General features: G+C 40.0%; 17 protein-coding genes and 1 tRNA gene. 9 read left to right on the top strand and 9 right to left on the bottom strand.

The annotated features are described in order from the left end of the window. Positions 1-24 precede the first annotated feature (24 nt). The gene (locus tag OCU78_RS09910; RefSeq protein WP_137374672.1) at positions 25-948 is read left to right on the top strand and encodes a histone deacetylase family protein; all 924 of its coding nucleotides are present in this window, start codon (positions 25-27) and stop codon (positions 946-948) included. Positions 949-1,158: 210 nt separating this feature from the next. Here OCU78_RS09910 and OCU78_RS09905 read toward each other — a convergent pair whose 3' ends face one another. Genes OCU78_RS09905 through OCU78_RS09880 form a run of 6 tightly spaced genes read right to left on the bottom strand, consistent with a single transcriptional unit; the run spans position 1,159 to position 8,094 of the window. Next, positions 1,159-1,953, bottom strand: coding sequence for a TrmB family transcriptional regulator (locus OCU78_RS09905; protein ID WP_137374671.1), 795 nt, complete (start codon positions 1,951-1,953; stop codon positions 1,159-1,161). A gap of 58 nt (positions 1,954-2,011) precedes the next feature. After that, positions 2,012-2,941: an ROK family protein gene (locus OCU78_RS09900; RefSeq protein WP_137374670.1), complete on the bottom strand. Its 930-nt coding sequence runs from the start codon at positions 2,939-2,941 to the stop codon at positions 2,012-2,014. 4 nt (positions 2,942-2,945) lie between these two features. Beyond that, the gene (locus tag OCU78_RS09895; RefSeq protein ID WP_137374669.1) at positions 2,946-4,724 is read right to left on the bottom strand and encodes a glycoside hydrolase family 13 protein; all 1,779 of its coding nucleotides are present in this window, start codon (positions 4,722-4,724) and stop codon (positions 2,946-2,948) included. 15 nt (positions 4,725-4,739) lie between these two features. Then, complete coding sequence (locus OCU78_RS09890) at positions 4,740-5,573, bottom strand: sugar ABC transporter permease (RefSeq protein ID WP_137374668.1); 834 nt, start codon at positions 5,571-5,573, stop codon at positions 4,740-4,742. Between the two features lies 1 nt (position 5,574). After that, entirely contained in the window at positions 5,575-6,858 is a 1,284-nt protein-coding gene (locus OCU78_RS09885) for a carbohydrate ABC transporter permease (RefSeq protein WP_004734076.1), read from the bottom strand. Positions 6,859-6,867: 9 nt separating this feature from the next. Then, positions 6,868-8,094, bottom strand: a complete 1,227-nt coding sequence (locus OCU78_RS09880) for a sugar ABC transporter substrate-binding protein (protein WP_137374667.1) — start codon at positions 8,092-8,094, stop codon at positions 6,868-6,870. A 409-nt stretch (positions 8,095-8,503) separates the two neighbouring features. On the opposite strand from OCU78_RS09880, the gene OCU78_RS09875 reads away from it, so the two are divergent. The 6 genes from OCU78_RS09875 to OCU78_RS09850 all read left to right on the top strand — a co-directional run bounded on the left by OCU78_RS09875 (position 8,504) and on the right by OCU78_RS09850 (position 14,867). Beyond that, positions 8,504-9,508: a hypothetical protein gene (locus OCU78_RS09875; protein ID WP_004734074.1), complete on the top strand. Its 1,005-nt coding sequence runs from the start codon at positions 8,504-8,506 to the stop codon at positions 9,506-9,508. 20 nt (positions 9,509-9,528) lie between these two features. Next, positions 9,529-10,533, top strand: a complete 1,005-nt coding sequence (gene lpxD / locus OCU78_RS09870; protein WP_137374666.1) for a UDP-3-O-(3-hydroxymyristoyl)glucosamine N-acyltransferase — start codon at positions 9,529-9,531, stop codon at positions 10,531-10,533. Positions 10,534-10,554: 21 nt separating this feature from the next. Next, complete coding sequence (locus OCU78_RS09865; protein ID WP_137374665.1) at positions 10,555-10,956, top strand: hypothetical protein; 402 nt, start codon at positions 10,555-10,557, stop codon at positions 10,954-10,956. A 25-nt stretch (positions 10,957-10,981) separates the two neighbouring features. Next, a complete protein-coding gene (locus OCU78_RS09860) occupies positions 10,982-11,464 on the top strand; it encodes a glycosidase (protein ID WP_137374664.1) in 483 nt (160 codons plus the stop codon). 208 nt (positions 11,465-11,672) lie between these two features. Then, positions 11,673-12,794 (top strand): ABC transporter ATP-binding protein, encoded by a 1,122-nt coding sequence (locus OCU78_RS09855; RefSeq protein ID WP_137374663.1) that lies wholly within the window; start codon positions 11,673-11,675, stop codon positions 12,792-12,794. Positions 12,795-13,016: 222 nt separating this feature from the next. Further along, positions 13,017-14,867: an alpha-amylase family glycosyl hydrolase gene (locus OCU78_RS09850; protein WP_137374793.1), complete on the top strand. Its 1,851-nt coding sequence runs from the start codon at positions 13,017-13,019 to the stop codon at positions 14,865-14,867. 326 nt (positions 14,868-15,193) lie between these two features. Here OCU78_RS09850 and OCU78_RS09845 read toward each other — a convergent pair. The 3 genes from OCU78_RS09845 to OCU78_RS09835 form a co-directional block, all read right to left on the bottom strand. Continuing rightward, positions 15,194-15,284, bottom strand: a tRNA-Ser gene (locus OCU78_RS09845). 181 nt (positions 15,285-15,465) lie between these two features. Continuing rightward, positions 15,466-17,268 (bottom strand): DUF3413 domain-containing protein, encoded by a 1,803-nt coding sequence (locus OCU78_RS09840; protein WP_137374662.1) that lies wholly within the window; start codon positions 17,266-17,268, stop codon positions 15,466-15,468. Positions 17,269-17,296: 28 nt separating this feature from the next. Beyond that, positions 17,297-17,524 carry a YejL family protein gene (locus OCU78_RS09835; RefSeq protein WP_137374661.1) on the bottom strand — a complete coding sequence of 76 codons (228 nt, stop codon included), beginning with the start codon at positions 17,522-17,524 and terminating at the stop codon, positions 17,297-17,299. Between the two features lie 84 nt (positions 17,525-17,608). Here OCU78_RS09835 and yejK point away from each other — a divergent pair, with 84 nt between their 5' ends. After that, positions 17,609-18,610 (top strand): nucleoid-associated protein YejK, encoded by a 1,002-nt coding sequence (gene yejK, locus OCU78_RS09830; protein WP_137374660.1) that lies wholly within the window; start codon positions 17,609-17,611, stop codon positions 18,608-18,610. 131 nt (positions 18,611-18,741) lie between these two features. After that, on the top strand, positions 18,742-20,169 hold the full coding sequence (locus OCU78_RS09825) for an Hpt domain-containing protein (RefSeq protein ID WP_137374659.1): 1,428 nt from the start codon (positions 18,742-18,744) through the stop codon (positions 20,167-20,169). Positions 20,170-20,283 lie beyond the last annotated feature (114 nt).

Below are 20,283 nucleotides of genomic sequence, written 5' to 3'. Positions count from 1 at the left end.
AGTATCTCAGATTTGGTACCTTGTATGATCCCTCTTATTTATCATCCGTTCTACTCTCAACTTCCATTGCCTGACGGGCACAGATATCCAATAGATAAGTACAGGTTGCTCTATGAAGCTGCAATACAGCAAATCGAGACACTGTCTTCGTGGTCGGGTGTGTTCAATTTTGTGGTACCAGAGAAGCTTGATGTTAAACAGGTTAAACAAGTTCATTGCCCTGATTACATTGACCTATTGGTTCAAGGATCTATGCCAGCAGCTAAAATGAGGCGGATTGGTTTCCCTTGGAGTGAGCAGTTAATTGAACGGACATTACTATCTGGAGGGGGAACGTGTTTAACGGCAGAACTGGCGATTGAACATGGACTGGCTATCCATTTGAGCGGAGGGTATCACCACGCACATTATGATTTTGGTAGTGGTTTCTGTTTAGTTAACGATTTGGTTCTTGCTGCGAAACACGCTCTAGAATTTGATGGTATAGATAAAGTGCTGATTATTGATAGTGATGTTCATCATGGAGATGGCACCGCTACATTATGTGCTAACGATTCTAACGTGATTTCAGTGTCATTTCATTGTGATAAGAATTTTCCTGCTAGAAAGCCAAGTTCTGATTTTGACGTTCCTTTAGCCAGAGATACGGGTGACGAAGAGTTCCTAAACTGCTTTGAACAAGTGACAAAAATGGCGATTGCACATCATCAACCTGATCTGATTATTTATGATGCGGGGGTCGATATTCATATTGAAGATGAACTTGGCTACTTAAATATTACGACTGAAGGTATTTATAAGCGTGATTTATTCATGTTGGCATTAGCAAAAGAGAAAGGGATTCCGATTGGATGCGTAGTTGGTGGAGGGTACCGAACGCAACATGAAGACTTAGTACCTATTCATTTACAGCTGTTAGAGGCGGCAGTGAGCCTAAATGTATCTTAATCTGCTGGGGGGTGTTTTCGATATTTTATAAGTTCGTTGTTCAGCCAGTCTTCACTTCGCAGTTACCTTTTCTCATCTGGTTAATTATCAAAACACCAGAGATCAGTGTTCATCAATGATTTTTCCAGCAAAGAATAAATTGTTAGTCAAACCATAGATGGAAGAAAAAGAAAATCCGCTGATTTTTCAGCGGATTGTTAAATGTGACCATTAATGTTTCTTAAGCTCATCTAGCACCATGGAATTGTGCTGTTCATGAATTGTGTTCACACGCACGCGTTTTTCAGGCTCTAAACGTTCATATTCAGTTAGGTAGATATCACTATGAATATGCTCTGCAATCATCTTAACGATCAGCCGGTTATTCGCATACAAACCCACAGTTTCTTCACGATGAGAAAACATCAAGGCTAGCTTCATATCTGCCACACACATAAAGCGATGTGAAGGGTATTCTGTCTCTTCCGTTTCAGAGCGTGAGTATAATTCTATCTTTTCATGTGGTTTCGCCATTTTATTGAATGAGAAACCGATAACTCTGACGCCACGCTCTACTGCATCACATAATTCTTTTGAAAAAAGCTCTAAATTAAAATCAGTGTTGAGGTAAACCTCAAGGTTAGCCTGATTAATAATTTCTTTGGCTTTTTGCAGTAAATTCTCAGAGCCTGTGAGGTTATAGACGAATTCTTTTTCCTCTTGCAGCATCATCTTTGAAAGTTCTGTTTTGAGGATATTAATGTTCTCTACAGTCTTCTTCTCAATTTGGCTAAAAATTAAATCGGGTGATTTGGCTTCATACTCTTTTGTGTCCCCATCGGACAGAAAGATATAGCCATTGGTGTAGAGGTTATCTATCGATGAGTAGACAGAAGATCGCGAAATAGAGATCTCTTTCGCTATTTTATATCCGCTGGAGCGGCCATTTTTCAGCAAATTAATGTAAACAAGTGCATCGGTTTTGGTAAATCCAAAATCCATCAATTTGGTCACTAGCTCTGACACGGGTTGTCCTCTGAAACTGTTCAATGTTTTCTTCCTGCTAAGGTTACCATTCCTGCAACTATGAGCGTAAATGATTGTTGTTATTTTTTATTGCGATGAGAGAAGCGCCGTATGCAAAAAGGAATTCATCTTGCGGTAGCTGAGTGATTACGGGTAAGTCACTCGCGACGTTGTTGCGATAGAGCGCGACTTTCAAATCGTTACGTAAAGAAGGATAGGCGCTTGCGGACCCAGATAAAATTAACTGACTAGGGCGTAAAGACTGGATGGGCTTAATTAAACTACGAGCCAGTTGGTCAACAAAAGTTCGATAGATTCGGGTTGAATGTGTGTCTATTTCATCAACACCATCAAAGATTTGTGAAAGAGTTCGGTCACGCAATACGACTTGGTGGTACTGACGTTCAATGCCTTGTTCGGAGACAAACTGTTCGATGCATGTTTCATTTCCGCAGCGACAGATTGGTGTTAAGCCATCAACGAGCCACTGAAAGTTGGGCAATGTTGAATGAGCCCAATTAGCGCATAGTGAGTGATGAACATTCTTCATTTTATTGTAGAAACTGATCCCGCAGCTATCACCAATGGTGGCACTTAATACCGTCTCATTGGTAAGGTTTTTTGAGTGTTGGAACTCCGTCATGATGGCACTTTGCGAGTGGTTGACGAGTATGCAATCACAGTTAAAACGGTTTGTTAAATCAATAGCCAATTGTGCTAGGGGTAAATGGTCGTCTTGAGAGCCGTCACGCTCTGCGGGTAGATACTCTGAAGAGTAATATTCAGAAGCACTGATACCTATTGCGGCGACTTGCCCATATCGCCAGCTAACTTGAGTGATCAGTTCAGCGAGATTTTTAAATAGGCTTTGTTTATCTTCTGCCGTTTTCTGCACTGTTCGATACACCTCTTTACCAAAAGAAGTGCTTATTATTGAGTGAGTAAGTAGGGAATCAATAGAGATTCCCATAACAATCGCAGTGTTCATCAAGTTATTGAACTTTCTCGATAAGGTAGCCAAATGCTTTGATTGAGATTGAACGTCCTTCTAGCTCAATTTGCTTGTCGTGTTCGCTATTATTGAGAACAAATAAGTGCTCAGCTCGGCGATAAGCAATACAGTCAGCATCGTTTACAGATACCCAGTCTAGGTTTGGTTGGTTTAAATCGGGATTAGCCTTACGTAAAGCGATCATTTCTTTGATGAAAGCCTTAAAGTCTAAGTCGTGATTATCCACATTCCACTCCATGCATTTACGATTATTCTCACTGCCCATACTACGGCCGCCATCCATACCAATTTCGCCACCGTAATAAATACAAGGTGCACCTACTTGAGTGAACATGAATAAATACGCGAGTTTTGCTTTACGTGTATCGCCTTGGCATAGAGAAAGGATGCGTGTAGTGTCATGGCTATCAAGCAAGTTAAACATCGCTTCATTAACGTTTCTTGGGTATGCCATGTACGAGGTATTTACAGCATTAATAAAGCTATGCTTATCAAACGCAGAGAGCGCAAAGTAGTCGGTAATGGCTTGGGTTAGTGGGTAGTTCATCAATGAATCGTATTGATCACCACGCAGCCAAGGCATGCCTTCATGCCAAATCTCACCAAGAATGTAGCAATCTGGGTTGACTCCTTTGACGACTTTTCGGAAGTCTCGCCAGAAGGCGTGGTCAACTTCATTGGCCACGTCTAAACGCCAGCCATCGATATTGAATTCTTCTACCCAGTGACGGGCTACATCTAAAAGATACGATCGGCATTCTTCGTTTTCAGTATTTAACTTTGGCATTTCAACGACGTTGCCGAAGGTTTCGTAGTTGAGGTTCCAGAAGTCCCATTCATCTTTGGGCGTATCAGGATAAACTGGGAATTTATTAATCCAGAACCAATCGGCGTATTGAGATTCCGCTCCTTTTTCAACAACGTCCAGCCATAAAGGAGATTGAGTGCCAATATGGTTAAATACAGCATCTAACATGACTTTCATGCCGCGCTGGTGGGCTTCTGTTACCAGTGCTCTGAACGCTTCATTACCGCCAAAGTGTGGGTCGACATTATAGTAATCAACCGTGTCATATTTGTGATTGGCATTAGCAGTAAAGATAGGGCACAGATATAAGCCATTTACGCCCAGATCTTGTAAGTAATCGAGTTTTTCAATTACGCCCCACAAATCTCCACCCATAAAGTTATCCGATTTAGGCTCGGTTCCCCAAGGTTGGACATTGATAGGTGATATGTCAGGTCGACCATTTGCAAATCGTTCAGGGAAAATCTGGTACCAAATGGTATCTTTCACCCAATTTGGTGTTTTCAATACATCGCGTGGGTTGATGTATGGGAAACAATAAAAGTTACTCAAATTACTGAGTTCTGTTTCTGCTTTTTTAGGTTCAGATAAATCAGCGCATCGTTTTTCACCGAAAAGAATCTTTTCTCCCTCTTTACCGTATAAAATAAATCCGTAACGGCTACGGCGTTTTGGTGGCTTAAACTCAGCAAACCAATGGTCGTGGTGCTCAGTTTCACCTTCGTGAATCATTGCTACTTCGTTACCACCTACCCAACCGTGGGCATCGCTTCCTCCTAAATTACCACCATCAAGACCGCCTTCAGCCCAATGGTAAGGGTCGCCTATCCACAGGGATACACGTTCAATTTCACCTTTTGCACTACGTAATCGAAGGTGCAGTGTTTCATTATCATAGGCGTAACTGTCCGCACTCTTTGCCGAGTGTGTAAGTGAACTTCTTGTAATCATGCTGTATTCCTAGCGTTATTCTTTTACTGCACCGCTGACGAGACCAGTGGTGATGTGTTTTTGTGTTGCAACGAATAGCAACGTGATGGGGACGGCTACCAACAAAGAACCTGCGGCAAATAAGGTGAAATTCTCAGCGGAGTTCGATGAAATCCAACTGAAGATACCAATTGCGAGAGTCATTTTTTCTTCACTACGCAAGATTAGCGTTGGCAAAATGAAATCCATCCATGGCCCTGTAAATGAAACTAAGCCGACAAAGACAAGGATAGGTTTGGCTAGTGGTAAAATGATTTCTAAGAAAATCGTCATATGACCAGCGCCATCAATTTTGGCCGCTTCATCTAATGATGTTGGGATAGCGTCGAAGTAACCTTTCACAAGCCAAATCATGAAGGGAAGGGAGCCGGTGACGTAAACAAACAGTAAGCCAGCGTAAGTATCAATTAAGCCCATTTTGGACAATAAAATGTAAATAGCGGTCATTGATAGAAACGCAGGGAACATTTGCAACACTAAAATACTCATCATTACGTTCCGTTTACCCTTGAAGCGGTAACGTGAGAATACAAACGCTGAAATGGTTACCACGATCAGTGAAATGACCATATTGGCGGTTGCTAGGAAGAACGTATTTTTGTACCACTCAAAATATGGCGTGTCGGTAAAAAGTGCTCGGTAATGGTCAAGAGTAAACTCCATCCCTGTAAACGATGAGCTAAATAAGTTATTACCCGCTTTAAATGACGCCATAACGGTCCAAATTACCGGTCCAAGTACTAACAACGCATTGGTTATTAGGAAGAGGTAAACGATAGCTGTACCGATTTTTCCAATAAACTTATCCATGTTACATACCTACATCGTCTTTAAAGGAATTCATGCGGCGGAACTGCCAAATAGCAATACCAGACAAGAATAAGAAGATAACAATTGAGATAACAGAAGCAATTTGGTACTGCTGGAAATCTAATGTCAGTTTGTAGATCCAAGTGATCAAGATGTCGGTGTGACCAGCAAATCGATATTCAGGGTTTATTGGACCACCTTCGGTTAATAGGAAAATTGCACCGAAATTATTGAAGTTATGGGCAAAGGTCATCACTAGAGATGGCGCCACTTGGTGTAATACCATAGGCAAAGTTATTTCCCAGAACTGCTGGAGTTTATTGGCTCCATCCACTTCACTGGCTTCGTAAAGGTCTTCGGGAATGTTCGTCAATGCACCCGCGATAAGTAGCATGAAGTAAGGTGCGCCGACCCAAACACTGACTGCAATAACCGTGATTTTTGCGGTAAATGGGTCAGATAAGAAAGCAACAGAATCTAGTCCCCAAGAATTCAATACCGCGTTAACTGGACCTATACCATTCAAAAGTAGGCGGAACATCAACAAGGTCACAAAGGCTGGAATGGCATAAGGAAGAATGAAAACAAAACGCCACGCTTTCTTTGCTTTGATGTTTTTGTTTTGCAATGCAAGCGCCAGCAAAAATCCAAAACCGCAAGTACAGATAGTGGCAAAAAATGCCCACATCACTGTCCAAGATGCCACGCCAAAGAAGGTGCTTGACCAAATTTTAAGCTCAAATAAGGCAAAGAAATTCTTAAAACCAACCCAATCAACCAGATTCCTTGGTGGAATATGATGAGGCGCCGAATAGTTAGTAAATGACACCATCACAGTAATGATGATCGGCATTATGATGAAAGCAATACTGGCTACAAAAGCAGGGGACAGCATGATAAATGCGAACTTTTGGTCGTAAATATCTTTGATCTGTTCACGTAAAGTCAGGTTGGTTCTTTGGGTTTCTTTTGCATCTTTAACGTTGGCTAAATATAAGCAAATGAATAAGAAGCTATAGAGTAGGGCGATCACACCTTCTACCAGCATAAATACTGAGTTGTCGCCTTGGGTGATCGTAAAGCCTTTACGCACTTGAGCTACGTCGCCTAAAGTGACTAACCCTTTCAGCGAAGAGAGTAGCTCAGGGAAAACCAATAACGTAATTAGCTGCATTGCTAAGAATACGCCACCTTTTACCCAGTGACCTTTTAAGAGTTGTGTGCTCCCCATTATGAGGAGAGCAGCAGGCACTCGTGGTGCCGGCTTAGTCTCTGATAACAACATAGATCCTCTTTACTCTTGGAGTTCGATCTGTTCTTCGATAATTGAGCGAGCTCGGTCTAATACGTCTTTTGGTGACTTATCATTTACCCAAAATGCCGTAATTGCACTTGCCATTGGCGACCAAATGAACCCCATCTCAGGTACTGAAGGCATAGCGTCTGAATAGAAACCTTGAGTGATAATGGCGTAAGTTGCTTCGTCAGCATCGACGATAATCTCTTCCATAACGGTTTGAACTGGCGGGATAGCTTGAGCCATTTCGTAACGTTTCTTGAGCATTTTGTCGGTCGTGAGGTAGTCAGCAAATAATTGAGCTGCTCTTGGGTATTCAGTATAGGAAGAGACAACGGCAAGCCTAACTGTTGAGAAAGTACGAGGCTGCTGACCTTCTAATTTAGGCATAGGCACAACTCCAAAGTTGATACCTGAGTTTTTATAACCTTGAATCGCCCACGGACCATCGATAATCGCGGCAACTTTACCTTCGCTGAATAAACCACGGCGAACTTGCGGGTTACGCATATCAATAGGGTTAGAGTCATTAGCAACGCGCAGTTTCTTCATTGCCTCTAAACCTTGTTGAGCCTTTTTAGAGTCAATGCCAATATCTTTTGCATCCGTCCCGTTTTTACCAAATTCATAAGCGCCATAGAGTGTGACGAACATACGTGACTCATAGTAATTTTGGATATCCCAAAGTAAGGCGTACTTATGCTCTTTTTTACTATTGAAGGATTTTGAAAACTCAATGAGTTCCTCAAAGTTTTCAGGCGCTTCAGGCAGTAGGTCTTTGTTATAGAAAAGAGCCGTTGTTGCGAAGCTGACAGGGAAGCCATAACTACCGCCTTCTGCTTGTGACGCACTGATAGCATTTTGCATGAATGTACTATTGATTCGGTCTGCAGAGACTAGATTTTCCATTGCGCCACCGGCAACAACTAAACGCCCTAGTAGGTCATGTTCAATCTCGGCAACGTCAGCAACACGCGCTGAGCCACCATCTTGAATAAGTCGAGATGCCGAATCGATGGGTGCAAGCCCTCTAAATGAGAACTTAATATCTTGGGCGAAATCTTTGTTGAAAGATTTAGCTGCATATTCCATGTAATCGACAGTTGATTTATCTGTCCAGATTAATAGCTCTGCACCGCTTTCTGGCACAATTTCTTCAGCACAAGCGAATCCTGATACTAAAGCTGCAGCCATTAACGTTGTCGTAAATAGATTTTTTTTCATATCCACACCGCACAATCAAAGTAGTAGTTCATAAGATACTACTAGGTTATGTCTCGACCAAAATATGTCAATACGAATTGAGTGGAATAGAAGCGTGTTTGTGATGTTAATCACTATATTTACAGGTTTAATAGTATTGTGGCTTGTTATGTATGAAACCAGGTTAGCTAAGGAATGACAGCAAGAACTAGGCTCAATTTGACACTTAGATTGATGAAAACCCTACTATTCGTGATGGTGGTCAATTATTTCCATAGCTAAAGGTGACCAATGTCTCATATATCATTTCTATAGGAAGAAAAATAAAAATAAATGCAGAACAATAATTAGGCGTTCAACGTGAACTACTAAAATTCGTGGCCAGAATTATTAAAAAATAACTCCATTGCCGGATTAATAAGGAAATACTGTGAAACGAACAATATTGTCTGTAGTGATAGCTAACACCCTACTCATTAGCACCACTGCACTAGCAAGCGACCGAGGCTTTGCACCTGAAGATACTTTTTTTGATGAAGCTATGCAGTTTGGCGGGCACGTTGGATCATCAGTTGAGTATGAATACAAAACGACTACCGACTGGGCGAAGTGGGGGGGGACTGAATCTACTGAGAAAACCAGGACTCACGAAGTAGTAAGTTTGTTCTACAAAAATGCTAAGTGGAATATGTCGGCTCTGTATGCGTTTAAATTGGAAGACCGTAAGAAAGAACAAACGGGATACAGTGAAACAGAAGATGGTTACAAACATCTTTTATCACTGAACAAAGGTTTTAACATAGGCAGTGGCTGGGCGACTGGTGCGGTCTATGACATCGAATATACAAGAAGCCAGATATATAGCACGGCAGGTGTTAATGGATTACGCCATACCACAACAGAACACAGTTTTAGACCATACCTAACCTACTGGAATAATGAATATGGTGCTGGTTTCTATTCAAACCTTGAATATTTATTGAATGATGAAGATAAGAGTGCGTGGGGCACGATAAAAGAAGAGGGTTATAGCTTACTCTTCAAGCCATATAAGCGTTTTGGTAACTGGGAAATGGGTGTTGAGTTTTTCTACCAAATTAAAGAAAACGACGCAAACGGCAATAAAGTCAGTGACTTTACTGAAAAATACGCTGAACCAATTGTTCAATACAGCTTTGATGATGCAGGCACAATGTATGTGCGAGCGCGTATCGGTGAAAACGAAACGAATGGAATTGGCAGTAACGACGATTACTTCAAAGATATTCGTAAAGCGACAGTAGGCTATGAACAAGCTGTAGGTGACGATTGGTTAATGAAAGCTGAGTATGAATGGGCGAAAGATACTGAAACATCGAATGCTGCTCAATATGCAGGTGATGAAAAAGTGGTTGAACAAAACACCCTCTTCTTACAAGCTTTATACCGCTTTTAATAAATAGTAGGTCGAACATCATGATAAAAGTTTCAGAAATTGCTCAAATCCTTGGTGGCAAAGTAGTTGGTGATGAATCAATAGAGATATCAACGATTCGCCCAGTATCAAGCGATGAAAAAGGAGGGTTAGCGATAGTATTCGCTAAGTCAGACCTTAAAGGGCTTTCTGAAACTTTAGCGGATGTCATTGTTGGACCAAAAGTCGTGCTTGAAACTCAAGCCAAAACGAAAATTATCATTGATGAGCTTGATGCCGATAAGCTCAATCAACTAATGCGCTTTTATAAAGTACATAAGTATCAATTATTTGATCAAGGCAATACCTCTGAAACTCCAGATGTCTATATTGGAAAGCACTGTCAAATAGGTGAAAACTGCCATTTTATGCCCGGTGTGAAAATCATGAACGGCGTGACAATAGGTAATAATGTCGCTATTCATGCCAATACGGTTATCAAAGAAGGGACCGTGATCGGTAATAACGTGACTATCGATTCCAATAACTCGATAGGTAATTACAGCTTTGAATATATGACTGGCAAGTTAACACGCTATGAGCGCGTAGAAAGCGTTGGTCGAGTGATTATTCAAGACGATGTTGAAATTGGATGTAACAACACTATTGACCGTGGCACCTTAGGCAACACCGTGATTGGACGAGGCACCAAAATTGATAACCTAGTGCAAATAGGTCATGACTGTAAGATTGGGCAGCATTGCTTATTAGTTTCTCAAACGGGTTTCGCAGGGCACACCATTCTTGAAGATAACGTGATTGTACATGGTCAAGCTGGGACTGCTGGGCACCTCACTATAGGCAAGAACTCGGTTGTTAAAGCGAAATCAGGTGTGAGCCACTCTTTCCCAGAAAATAGTGATTTGTTTGGCTATCCAGCAAAAGACGCACGTTCGTATTATAAAAATTTAGCCACACTTAATAAATTAACAAATAAAAGCAAGAAATCGAATAGTAATGAACCTCCTAAGAATAAGGGGTTTATCGCGAGAGTTTTTAATTTATGAATATTATTAAGTGATGATTTTATGAACGAATCAATTAATATTGTTGATGCTTATATAAGAGATAGTGTTGAAGGTGTGTATTTAGAGCTAGGAGATAACTCCACATTAAATATCCCGTTTCATCACCAAGAATGCTTATCCAACTATATTAACGAAAAAGTTAAGTTTGGTATTCGACCTGATTTTATTTATCTAGCAGATGATAACGATAAATTGAATACCGTAGAAGGTCAGTTTACTGAGTTACAAAAACAGAATAATGGCTATAACCTTATTTTTAATATTGAACATAAACTGTTTGTTTCAAAGGTTAGAAATAAAGTTTTGAATACCGATGATATTGGTAAATATTTTAACGTGAACTTTGATACTTACTTTAGTCACATTTTCGACCATGACACGAAGATGAATCTGACTATTTAAAGATTAGAATAATAAGGAATTTATAATGAAACGTACTCTGCTGCTTACTGCTCTTTTGTCTTCTGCATTAATGGGGTGTGCAAGCACTTCAGATGCTCCAGCAGTTGCACAAAACCTTGCTACTGGTCCTTTTGCCGATTGTAATCTAGCAAGTGTTGAAGACCGTGGTCCTATTCGCCCTTCACTGTTTGTGATTGGTACTTTCCCTGACGGCCAGTGGATGCACATGGATAACCGCCAGATGTCTCATAAAGGCAATGGCATCTATCAAGTAGTGAGTGAAGAAAAAGCAGGCAATGTAAGCTTACAGTTTGCAACCATGAGTTGGAATCCTCAATTTACTGCTGCAGGTAAAGAGATGGTTGTAGGCTATGAAAAAGAACTGAAACGTGGTGGTTTTGCAAAAAATACAACAGTAAACATCCCTGAAGATGGAAAATACTTATGGAGTATTGAGATCAATAAGGATAAGAAACCAGTGCGAGCTCTTATAAAAGCGTGTAAATAGCATTATTTCCGTTGAGAGTACTAATCGATCTTCAAAGTCGTTAGGGTCACCTATAAGTGACCTTAGTACTCTCTTCTTTTGCCTATTTAGCGAGTGTTTTTACTCTTTAGAATCACTCGCTAAATAGACAGTTTTAATTTTTGAACAAGTGATACCAAGTGAGCCTTATTTTTACACTTGAGTATATAAACCGTATGCGGAGTATCAAATGGCAACAGTTAGCCTACGCAAAGTAGAAAAAGAATATGATAATGGCTTCAAAGCTGTACATGGAATTGACTTAGATATTCATGAAGGTGAGTTCATGGTATTCGTGGGTCCATCTGGTTGTGCTAAGTCAACCACACTTCGCATGATAGCGGGGCTTGAAAGTATTTCAGGTGGTGATATTCGTATTGGTGATCAAGTTGTTAATGATTTACCTCCTAAAGATCGTGGCATTGCAATGGTGTTCCAAAACTATGCGCTTTACCCGCATAAAACGGTTTTTGACAACATGGCCTTTGGTCTAAAGATGCAGAAAAAGCCGAAAGAAGAGATCAAACAACGTGTTGAAGAAGCGGCTGAAAAATTAGAAATTACAGATTTGCTTTATCGTAAACCGAAAGAGATGTCGGGTGGACAACGCCAGCGTGTAGCCGTGGGACGAGCGATTGTCCGTAAACCGGATGTATTCTTGTTTGATGAACCACTGTCTAACCTTGACGCCAAATTGCGTGTTTCAATGCGAGTTAAAATTGCTCAACTGCATCAATCTTTGAAAGAAGAGGGCAACCCGGCAACAATGATCTATGTGACACATGATCAGACGGAAGCGCTAACGCTAGGGGATCGAATTTGTGTGTTAAACCAAGGCAACATCATGCAAGTAGATACCCCTGCCAATCTTTATAATTACCCCAAAAATAAATTTGTAGCGGGCTTTATTGGTTCACCAGCGATGAATTTAGTGAGCACAACCTTACGCAAACTTGGTGACGATATTTACGTAGAACTTGCGCCTGGTGCGCAAATTATTATTCCTAAAGATAAGCAAGAGAAGTTGCTTAACTATATAGATAAGCCAGTGTGTTTAGGCATTCGTCCTGAGCATATTGACTTAGCTACCGATGATGAAACTGTGAATGTTCATCCTGGTGAATTAACCGTCGTCGAAAACTTAGGTAATGAAAAGTATTTATACTTTAGAATTGGTAATAATGAAATTGTTGCTCGTGTTAATAATCAAACTATTACCACCTCGGATATTGGCAGTAATGTGAGGTTTAATTTTTATTCAGGGTTCTGTCATATATTTGATGCGGAGACAGAAGAAAATATAACCTTGTAAATTGTTAACCACAACTATCGATCTTTAAATATCCCCTAAATAAATATATAGGGGTTATTTTTAGTAAAAAGTAAAAAGTAAAAAGTAAAAAGTAAAAAGTAAAAAGTAAAAAGTAAAAAGTAAATCAAGACTATTTAATATCGATATAACCATCCAATACTTTATTTGGAGGGTTTGCTGCACCCCTAATAACCACTTATCAACGTAAAATAGGACAAGATGATGAAGAACAAGTTAGTACTCTTTTCAGTATTGCTTGCTTCCTTGCCTGCTGCTGCAGATTGGAATCAAGCTTATTTTCGTGGAACTGCAAATAATTGGCAAACAGAAAGCATGGTTAAAGTGAAACCTAACCATTGGCAAATAGTTAAAAAATTTAATACAGGGGATGGCAGTAACCCTCCAAGTTTCAAGATCGACCGCTTTGGTGATTGGTCAGAAAATTACCCACTAACTAATTTTGTTGTTGATCCAAATAAAACGTATGAGATTAACTTCTACGCAGATACCAATAGTGTTGTGGTCCATGAAAAACTAGCTTTTGATATGCGTGATGAAACGATGTACTTCGTCTTTTTAGACCGTTTTTCTGATGGCGATTCTGCAAATAATACGGGTAATAATGCTCAAACTTACTCTGCAGACCGATCTGATTATAAGAAGTATTTTGGTGGTGACATCAAAGGGTTATTAGGTAAGTTAGATTACCTAAAAGACATGGGAATCACTTCTATTTGGATTACCCCACCTGTTAATAATGTCGACCAATTAAACAAAGATGGTTCAGCTGGTTATCATGGCTACTGGGGACGTGATTTCTTCCAAGTGGATGAGCACTTAGGCACAATTGACGACTTTCGCGCTCTGAGCCAGAAAATGGATGACTATGACATGAAGTTGGTGCTGGACTATGCACCAAACCATTCTAACCCCAATGATGAAAATGAATATGGTGCGTTATATCAAAATGGCGAGTATCAAACTAACTTCGATGGCGATACTCAAAACTGGTATCACCATAATGGTGGAGTGACTGATTGGAATGATTACTATCAAGTTCGAAACCATAATTTATTTAATTTATCTGACTTTGACCAAAGTAATGAGAAAACCTATCAATACTTAGTTGAAGGAGCAAAGTTCTGGATTGACCTCGGTGTAGATGGCATTCGTATTGATGCGATTAAACATATGGATAAATCTTTTATTCAACGCTGGACTGGCGATTTGAACAATTACGCAAAAGCGAAGGGTAAGCCTGGGTTCTATTTCTTCGGTGAATGGATGGATGCAGGTGCCACCGCTACAGGTATTAATGCGAAGTCTATTGATTTTGCAAACACATCTGGCTCTGCACTATTAGATTTTGGTCTACGTAATACGATAGAAGATGCGCTGTTGCGTGCCAATGGTACCGGTATGTACGCGATTAACGAGTACATGAAAATTCGCGATACTAAGTTTACATCGAGTGATTGGCAGGTTGTATTTTTAGATAACCATGATGCTCCACGTTTATCTACTGTACTTCGTTCAGACGCTACCAACTTTGGACCCGGTAAAGATAAATGGGGCGGTCGCCAGAGTGCTCCATTCGCTCAAGATCGTGTCGAGCTAGGTTTAGCTCTTATTATGACCTCTCGTGGTGTTCCTTGTATTTACTATGGCACAGAACATTATGCAGCTAACTTTACGACAAATGGGTTTGGACAGGTGGGTAATGACCCATATAACCGTGAAATGATGCCAAGTTTTGATACCAATACACCGGCTTATCAAATGATTAAGAAACTGAGTAAATTGCGTAAAGAAAGTTATGCGATTCAGCAAGGCTCTTACATTGAACGTTGGGTAAGTAATGATGTTTTAGTCTACGAGCGCAATGCTGGGGATGATGTTGTTGTCGTTGCCATGAATTTAGGTAACAGCACCTCTGTGAATGCCATTAACCTAGGCTTAGCAAACGGAACTTACGATAATATTTTAGGTGGTGATCAAGTTGTTGTGACGGATGGTAGTGGTACATTTAACTTGGAGCAGAATGAAGTGGTGGTGTTGAGAACACTTCAATAGTAGAAAACTAATAGTAGGTAGTAGGTTAAGACTAAACGCTAGCAATGAAGGTTGCTGGCGTTTTTTATGGGTGGCACTTTGATTGATGTACAGACCATAAATCGAGTATTGAGCAGTTCAGAGTGAGTTTTATCATTTAGCTGGGTCTTAGAAGGTAATAGTGATAACTGAGTGGCTATAGCTACTTAGAGGCGGCATATTGGAATGACGTAATGTTTGATGATGTAGATGCAGATATGATTGTTTCTATGAGACTTAATCAAATCTCAAATAGAAATGTTTCAAATGCAAAAAAGCCGCTGATTTCTCAGCGGCTTTCTTTAATGTGGTGGAGGGATAGGGATTTGAACCCTAGAACCGCTATTAACGGTTGCCGGTTTTCAAGACCGGTGCTTTCGACCACTCAGCCATCCCTCCGTTGGCGTGCATAATATAAGGGTACGAAGATCTTGTAAACCCCTAATTTGCATAATTAAGTTCGTTTGTTTGTTTTATGAACATTACTGATAATAGAAAAGGAAGCAATGGCTTCCTTTTCTAATTTAGCTAGTGGTTTATATCAATTCAAATAGGTATCTATCAAAAACTGGATGACCACTTAGTCAGTTTTTGTATAAAAACGCTGTAATTCCGTTAACCCTTGCATTAATACAGGGAGGCGGGGGTTGGCATCTTTTAAGCGTTTGTAATTCTCATCATAAAGTTTGTAGTTGCCAAACTTATCTAGCACAGTGGTTTGCTTCGGTGTGACGAGTGCGAGTTCTCTAGAATCACCAGCCAAAATCCACTTTCGCTTACCTTCATCGAAGATATTACGCCCACTACTGAAGTCCGTTGGGTTAGAAGACACGCCTAGCAAGTCTTGTAGTAGTGTTACTGATAAATCTAAATGGCTTGAGCGGTGGGTGTATTCCGTCGCTTTTTTCCCTGGCCAATTAATTACCATCGGCACTTGTAATTGATAGCGGCTGTAGTTGGAGTTAGCTCCCCAGCTGTTTGTCTGGGTTTCATTGAATTCAGTACCGTGGTTTGAAGTAATAATCACAACGGTGTTTTGATCTAACTCCAAGCGTTCTAATTCATCATAAATTTTAGATAAATGCGCATCGGCGGCTAAAGCAGCTTGGTTGTAATCTTGTTTAAATCGTTCACTAGGGCTTAGAAGGCTACCTTGAGGCTGATTTTCACTCGAGAAATTATCTAAGGTTGTTAATTCAATGAAATTAAACCATGGGTCATTAGTGGCTGATGTTTCTAACCATGAAGACCAAGCTGAAACCGCACTTGCGTCATCCAAGGTCGATTCATAATCGCTTAGTGTTTTATTTCGGAAAATAACTTCGCTGTATAAGTTGTCATCAAAGTTGTCACCACTGAAAGCGGCAAATTGATAACCGTTATGATCCAATACATCGAGTAGAACAGAGCTTGAACCTTGAGCTTTAATACTGCTTGAGTAGCTACTTGGTAATCCATAAAAGAGACCGAAGACGCCATACATATCATTACTTGAACTGTAGTGATTTGTGAAATTGATGCTGTTCTGCGCATAAGCATAGCTAGCCGGCATTGAATCCGCATTCAGTGTATCTGAGCGTAGATTGTTTACACTTACCACTAGAATGTTTAAGTCATCACTTCGGCGATTATATTGAATAGTTTCTAATGGGTAACGAACGAGATCAACATTACCTTCGCTATCTTTTAAGCGTTGAAGGTAATCTTCTCTATCCAATAAACCGTGCTTTTCCATGAAGCTTTTTGCTGTCATAGGATAAGAAAGCGGGAAGTTGGCTTTTTGGTTTGTGATCGGGTTATAGAAATACGCATCAGCCCAAATGTAAATGACATGGCTTGCCATAAAGCATAGGAAGAAAACAGCGGCTAAAGGGCGACCCACGTGTTTGTGCGCAAGTTTACGCTGCTTACGCCATACCCACTCAGACAAGCCAAGTTGGAGTAGGAATATAAGCGGCATAACAATAAATAAATGCTGAAGATCAGAACTGATCGCAGTTTGTTCATCACTAAACAGTAACTCCCACACTACAGGAGTGAGGTGGAGGTTAATGGTTTGATAAGTTTGAGTATCAATCAGAAGAACAGTTAAGCCAATCGTGGCGAAACATATAGCAACTAACCGTAATAATTTTTTTGCGGGTAATAGAAAAGTAAGTGGAAATAGCACTAACAGGTAGAGAGCGAAAACCAAGAAACCGAAGTGACCAACCCAAGATACAGCTAAATAAAATTGCCCTAATAACGTTTCAGGCCAAGCCGATTGGGTGATATAACGAGTACCGATCAACATCGCTGCAATGATGTTGAAGAATGCAAACCAGTGTCCCCAGCCAACAAGCCGAGAAACGCGATCGCTATATGAGTTTGCGCTGTCTACCATTTATTATTCTTTTATCCGTCTGTCAGTCTTAGTGGGATTTAGTGTCATCTAGTGAAGAGACTAAAGCCTCTGCAAATTTTTCAGCAATTCCTTTGCGTTGTGAAGCAGCAACGTTTGTATTTAAGACATTGGTTGCGATATTTCCAGCGATCATCAGTGAAAGTTCTGGTGAAGCTTTATGCTTAGAAAGTACAGCACCTACTTCAGCTAGGATATTTTCAACTTGTTCATCTGTGTATTTAGATATAATCGGCATAAGGACTCTAATAATGATAGTAAAAGCGGCTTATGATAACCTACTATTCACGACAACTGAAACCTGAACGATAATATTTTCATTATGAGCCTTCACCTTTCCAACGTAATTTTACATCAGCTAAGAAAGAATGATCAGGAAGAACTGATTGTTAACTATCGAGCTGAGTCTTTAGACAATGATTCTTCATCTGAAAGCCTTGTTGCCGAGCTGCACCGAGTTTTTAACTCGAAAGCTGGCAAAGGATTCGGATCTTTTAAATCTGACAGCGAATTTCAGCTATGGTTGCAAGAGCTACGTAAAGGCGAACGAAACTTTTACGATTTCTCTCAACAAAGTGCGCTACGTCTAAAAGATGAACTATCAAAGTATCCATTTGCCGATGAAGGCACTTTGATTTTAGCCGAGTATCAATCACTTGCTACTGATTATCTGTTCATTGGTTTACTGCCTTCTAATGAAAGCTTGAAAGTCACTGAAGGGCTAGATATCAGCGCAACAGATTATTTAGATATCTCTAAAATGGACATTGCAGCTCGTGTCGACCTTTCGACTTATGAAACAAACAAAGAGTCGAACCGCTACCTTGCTTATATTAAAGGACGCGTAGGTCGTAAAGTTGCAGATTTCTTCTTAGATTTCCTACAAGCTGAAGTGGGTTTAGATACTAAGCAACAAAACCAAGTACTAATGCAAGCCGTTGAAGATTTTGTCTCTGACTCTAAATTAGAAAAAGAAGAAGCAATTAGCTATAAAAAGCAAGTGGCTGATTACTGCAGTGAACAGCTTAAAGCTGGCGATGAAGTTCAAGTTCGCGAATTATCTGGTGAACTACCAGCCAGCACTGATGGTACTAGCTTTTTCGACTATACTAATGAGCAAGGATATGAGCTAGAAGATAGCTTCCCTGCTGATAGAGCCACTATGCGCAAGCTGACAAAATATGTAGGAGCTGGTGGCGGCTTAAATGTTAGTTTTGATAGTTTGTTATTGGGTGAGCGTATTTTCTATGACCCGGAAACAGATACCTTAACGATTAAAGGCACACCCCCAAACTTACGAGATCAACTGACTCGCAATAAATAATGTGCTCTAGCAGTAAATAATTTAAAACAAGCGATGATAGGATGTCATCGCTTTCAACATTTGCATTTTTTCGGCAATTTGGCTTACATTTTTTAGCTAATGTCGTTAAATAGTGTCGCAAAGGAAACTAGATGGAACTATCAGTCGCGATCCCTCAAAAGCCATCCATTCGGCTAAAACTATTTCTTATCATTGCCTTTATATGGTTATTGCCGTCACTTGCTCTTCTTCATATAAGCAGTTCTTACAATCAGTCTCTTGAAAGTGTAGAGGAGCTGGGGGCTCGGATTATCGAATTACGTCAATCTATCTATCATGAAGAGCCATTAAGAATCACCAGAGTCAATAATCTCGCCTTAGATGCACAATTAGTGTATTCAATTCGCTTACAAATCGAGTCTGAATTTAAAGACTCTTGGTTTCTGCCTGATATCAATCAGTTGCTGTATTCAACGGACCAGTTCTTAGAAAAGTTTAATGAATTTAGTCCTCTTGAAAGCCAACTTCAGGGTTTGGTTAGCGAGATAAAATTACAACGTTCAAATGAAAAGTCATCGGAATCATTTAAACAACTTCTTAACGAGTTAGGTGTCGTTGTTTTTGAAGCTATTTATTCTGATAGCCAATCTTCTCCGGCAATTTATCGAACGTTCGATTCTATTTTAGAAGCATCTTATGATTTAGGTTTAACTGAACAGCAAGGTATTCAAAAAATGTTAGCGGAAGGTTCTGGGGTATTGGGGGACTACGCAAGGCTCAATTACATCATTGAGAAAATGAAACAAAACTCAGCACAAGAGCAGATGATCATTGTTGAAGCTAAATTCCATGAAGGACAGTTTTATTTTTTACTCTGTATGACCTTTGTTAATTTAGTATCACTTTTCTCTGTTATAGCTTTGTTCAGTTTGGCAAAAGTGAACTCGCAGAGAGAGGAGTCATCACCTATTAGTAGTACTTCTGATAAACATACAGATAGTATTCTTCAGAGCCATATTGAAGAGCAATCGCAAGATAAATTAAGCAATGCCTCAAGTAATGTCTCAAGCGATATTAAGCAAAGCGATGCTTCATCTTTTAATGGTTTTTCGGATAAAAAACCAATTCAAGGTAGCTCAAGCTTTTTTGATGGACACGATTTAGAAAGTGGTAATGCGGAACAGGTAGTGAGCGCCCAAGATATAAATAAGACAGAGTCTACTTTCAAGTCACTTAATGGCTCTGCAGCTGTTATTGATATACCCGCGATGCTTGAAAATTTAGATAATGATGAAGAATCTGTGGTTCTGTTACTCACTGTATTTATTCAAGACCATGCTCGGGATGCTGATAAATTTAAGCAACTCTTAGCGGAAGATTTAGTGGCTGCTTTACGGGTTGTTCATAGCTTAAAAGGTGTTGCTGGCAGTATAAAAGCCGACAGGCTAGGAAAGATATCATCCAGCCTTGAATTATCATTAAAGCAATCTAACTTAGTATCAGAAGCCGCTTTAAAAGAGTTAGATGATGCTATTTGTGCAACGGTTAAAGCTGCTCAGGAGTATGTTTCAGAGGATTAGAATGATGTTTATATCTTTGGTTGGATTCTAAAACTCTGATCATTGAGGGACATGTCTATATAAGTTTTATATAGATATCGACATCATACTTGAGCTTTCTGGATGAGGTTGATG

Source organism: Vibrio gallaecicus, from assembly GCF_024347495.1.
Lineage (GTDB): Bacteria > Pseudomonadota > Gammaproteobacteria > Enterobacterales > Vibrionaceae > Vibrio > Vibrio gallaecicus.
Note: the sequence above shows the minus strand (reverse complement) of the source record. Positions and strands in the feature narration are given on the sequence as shown.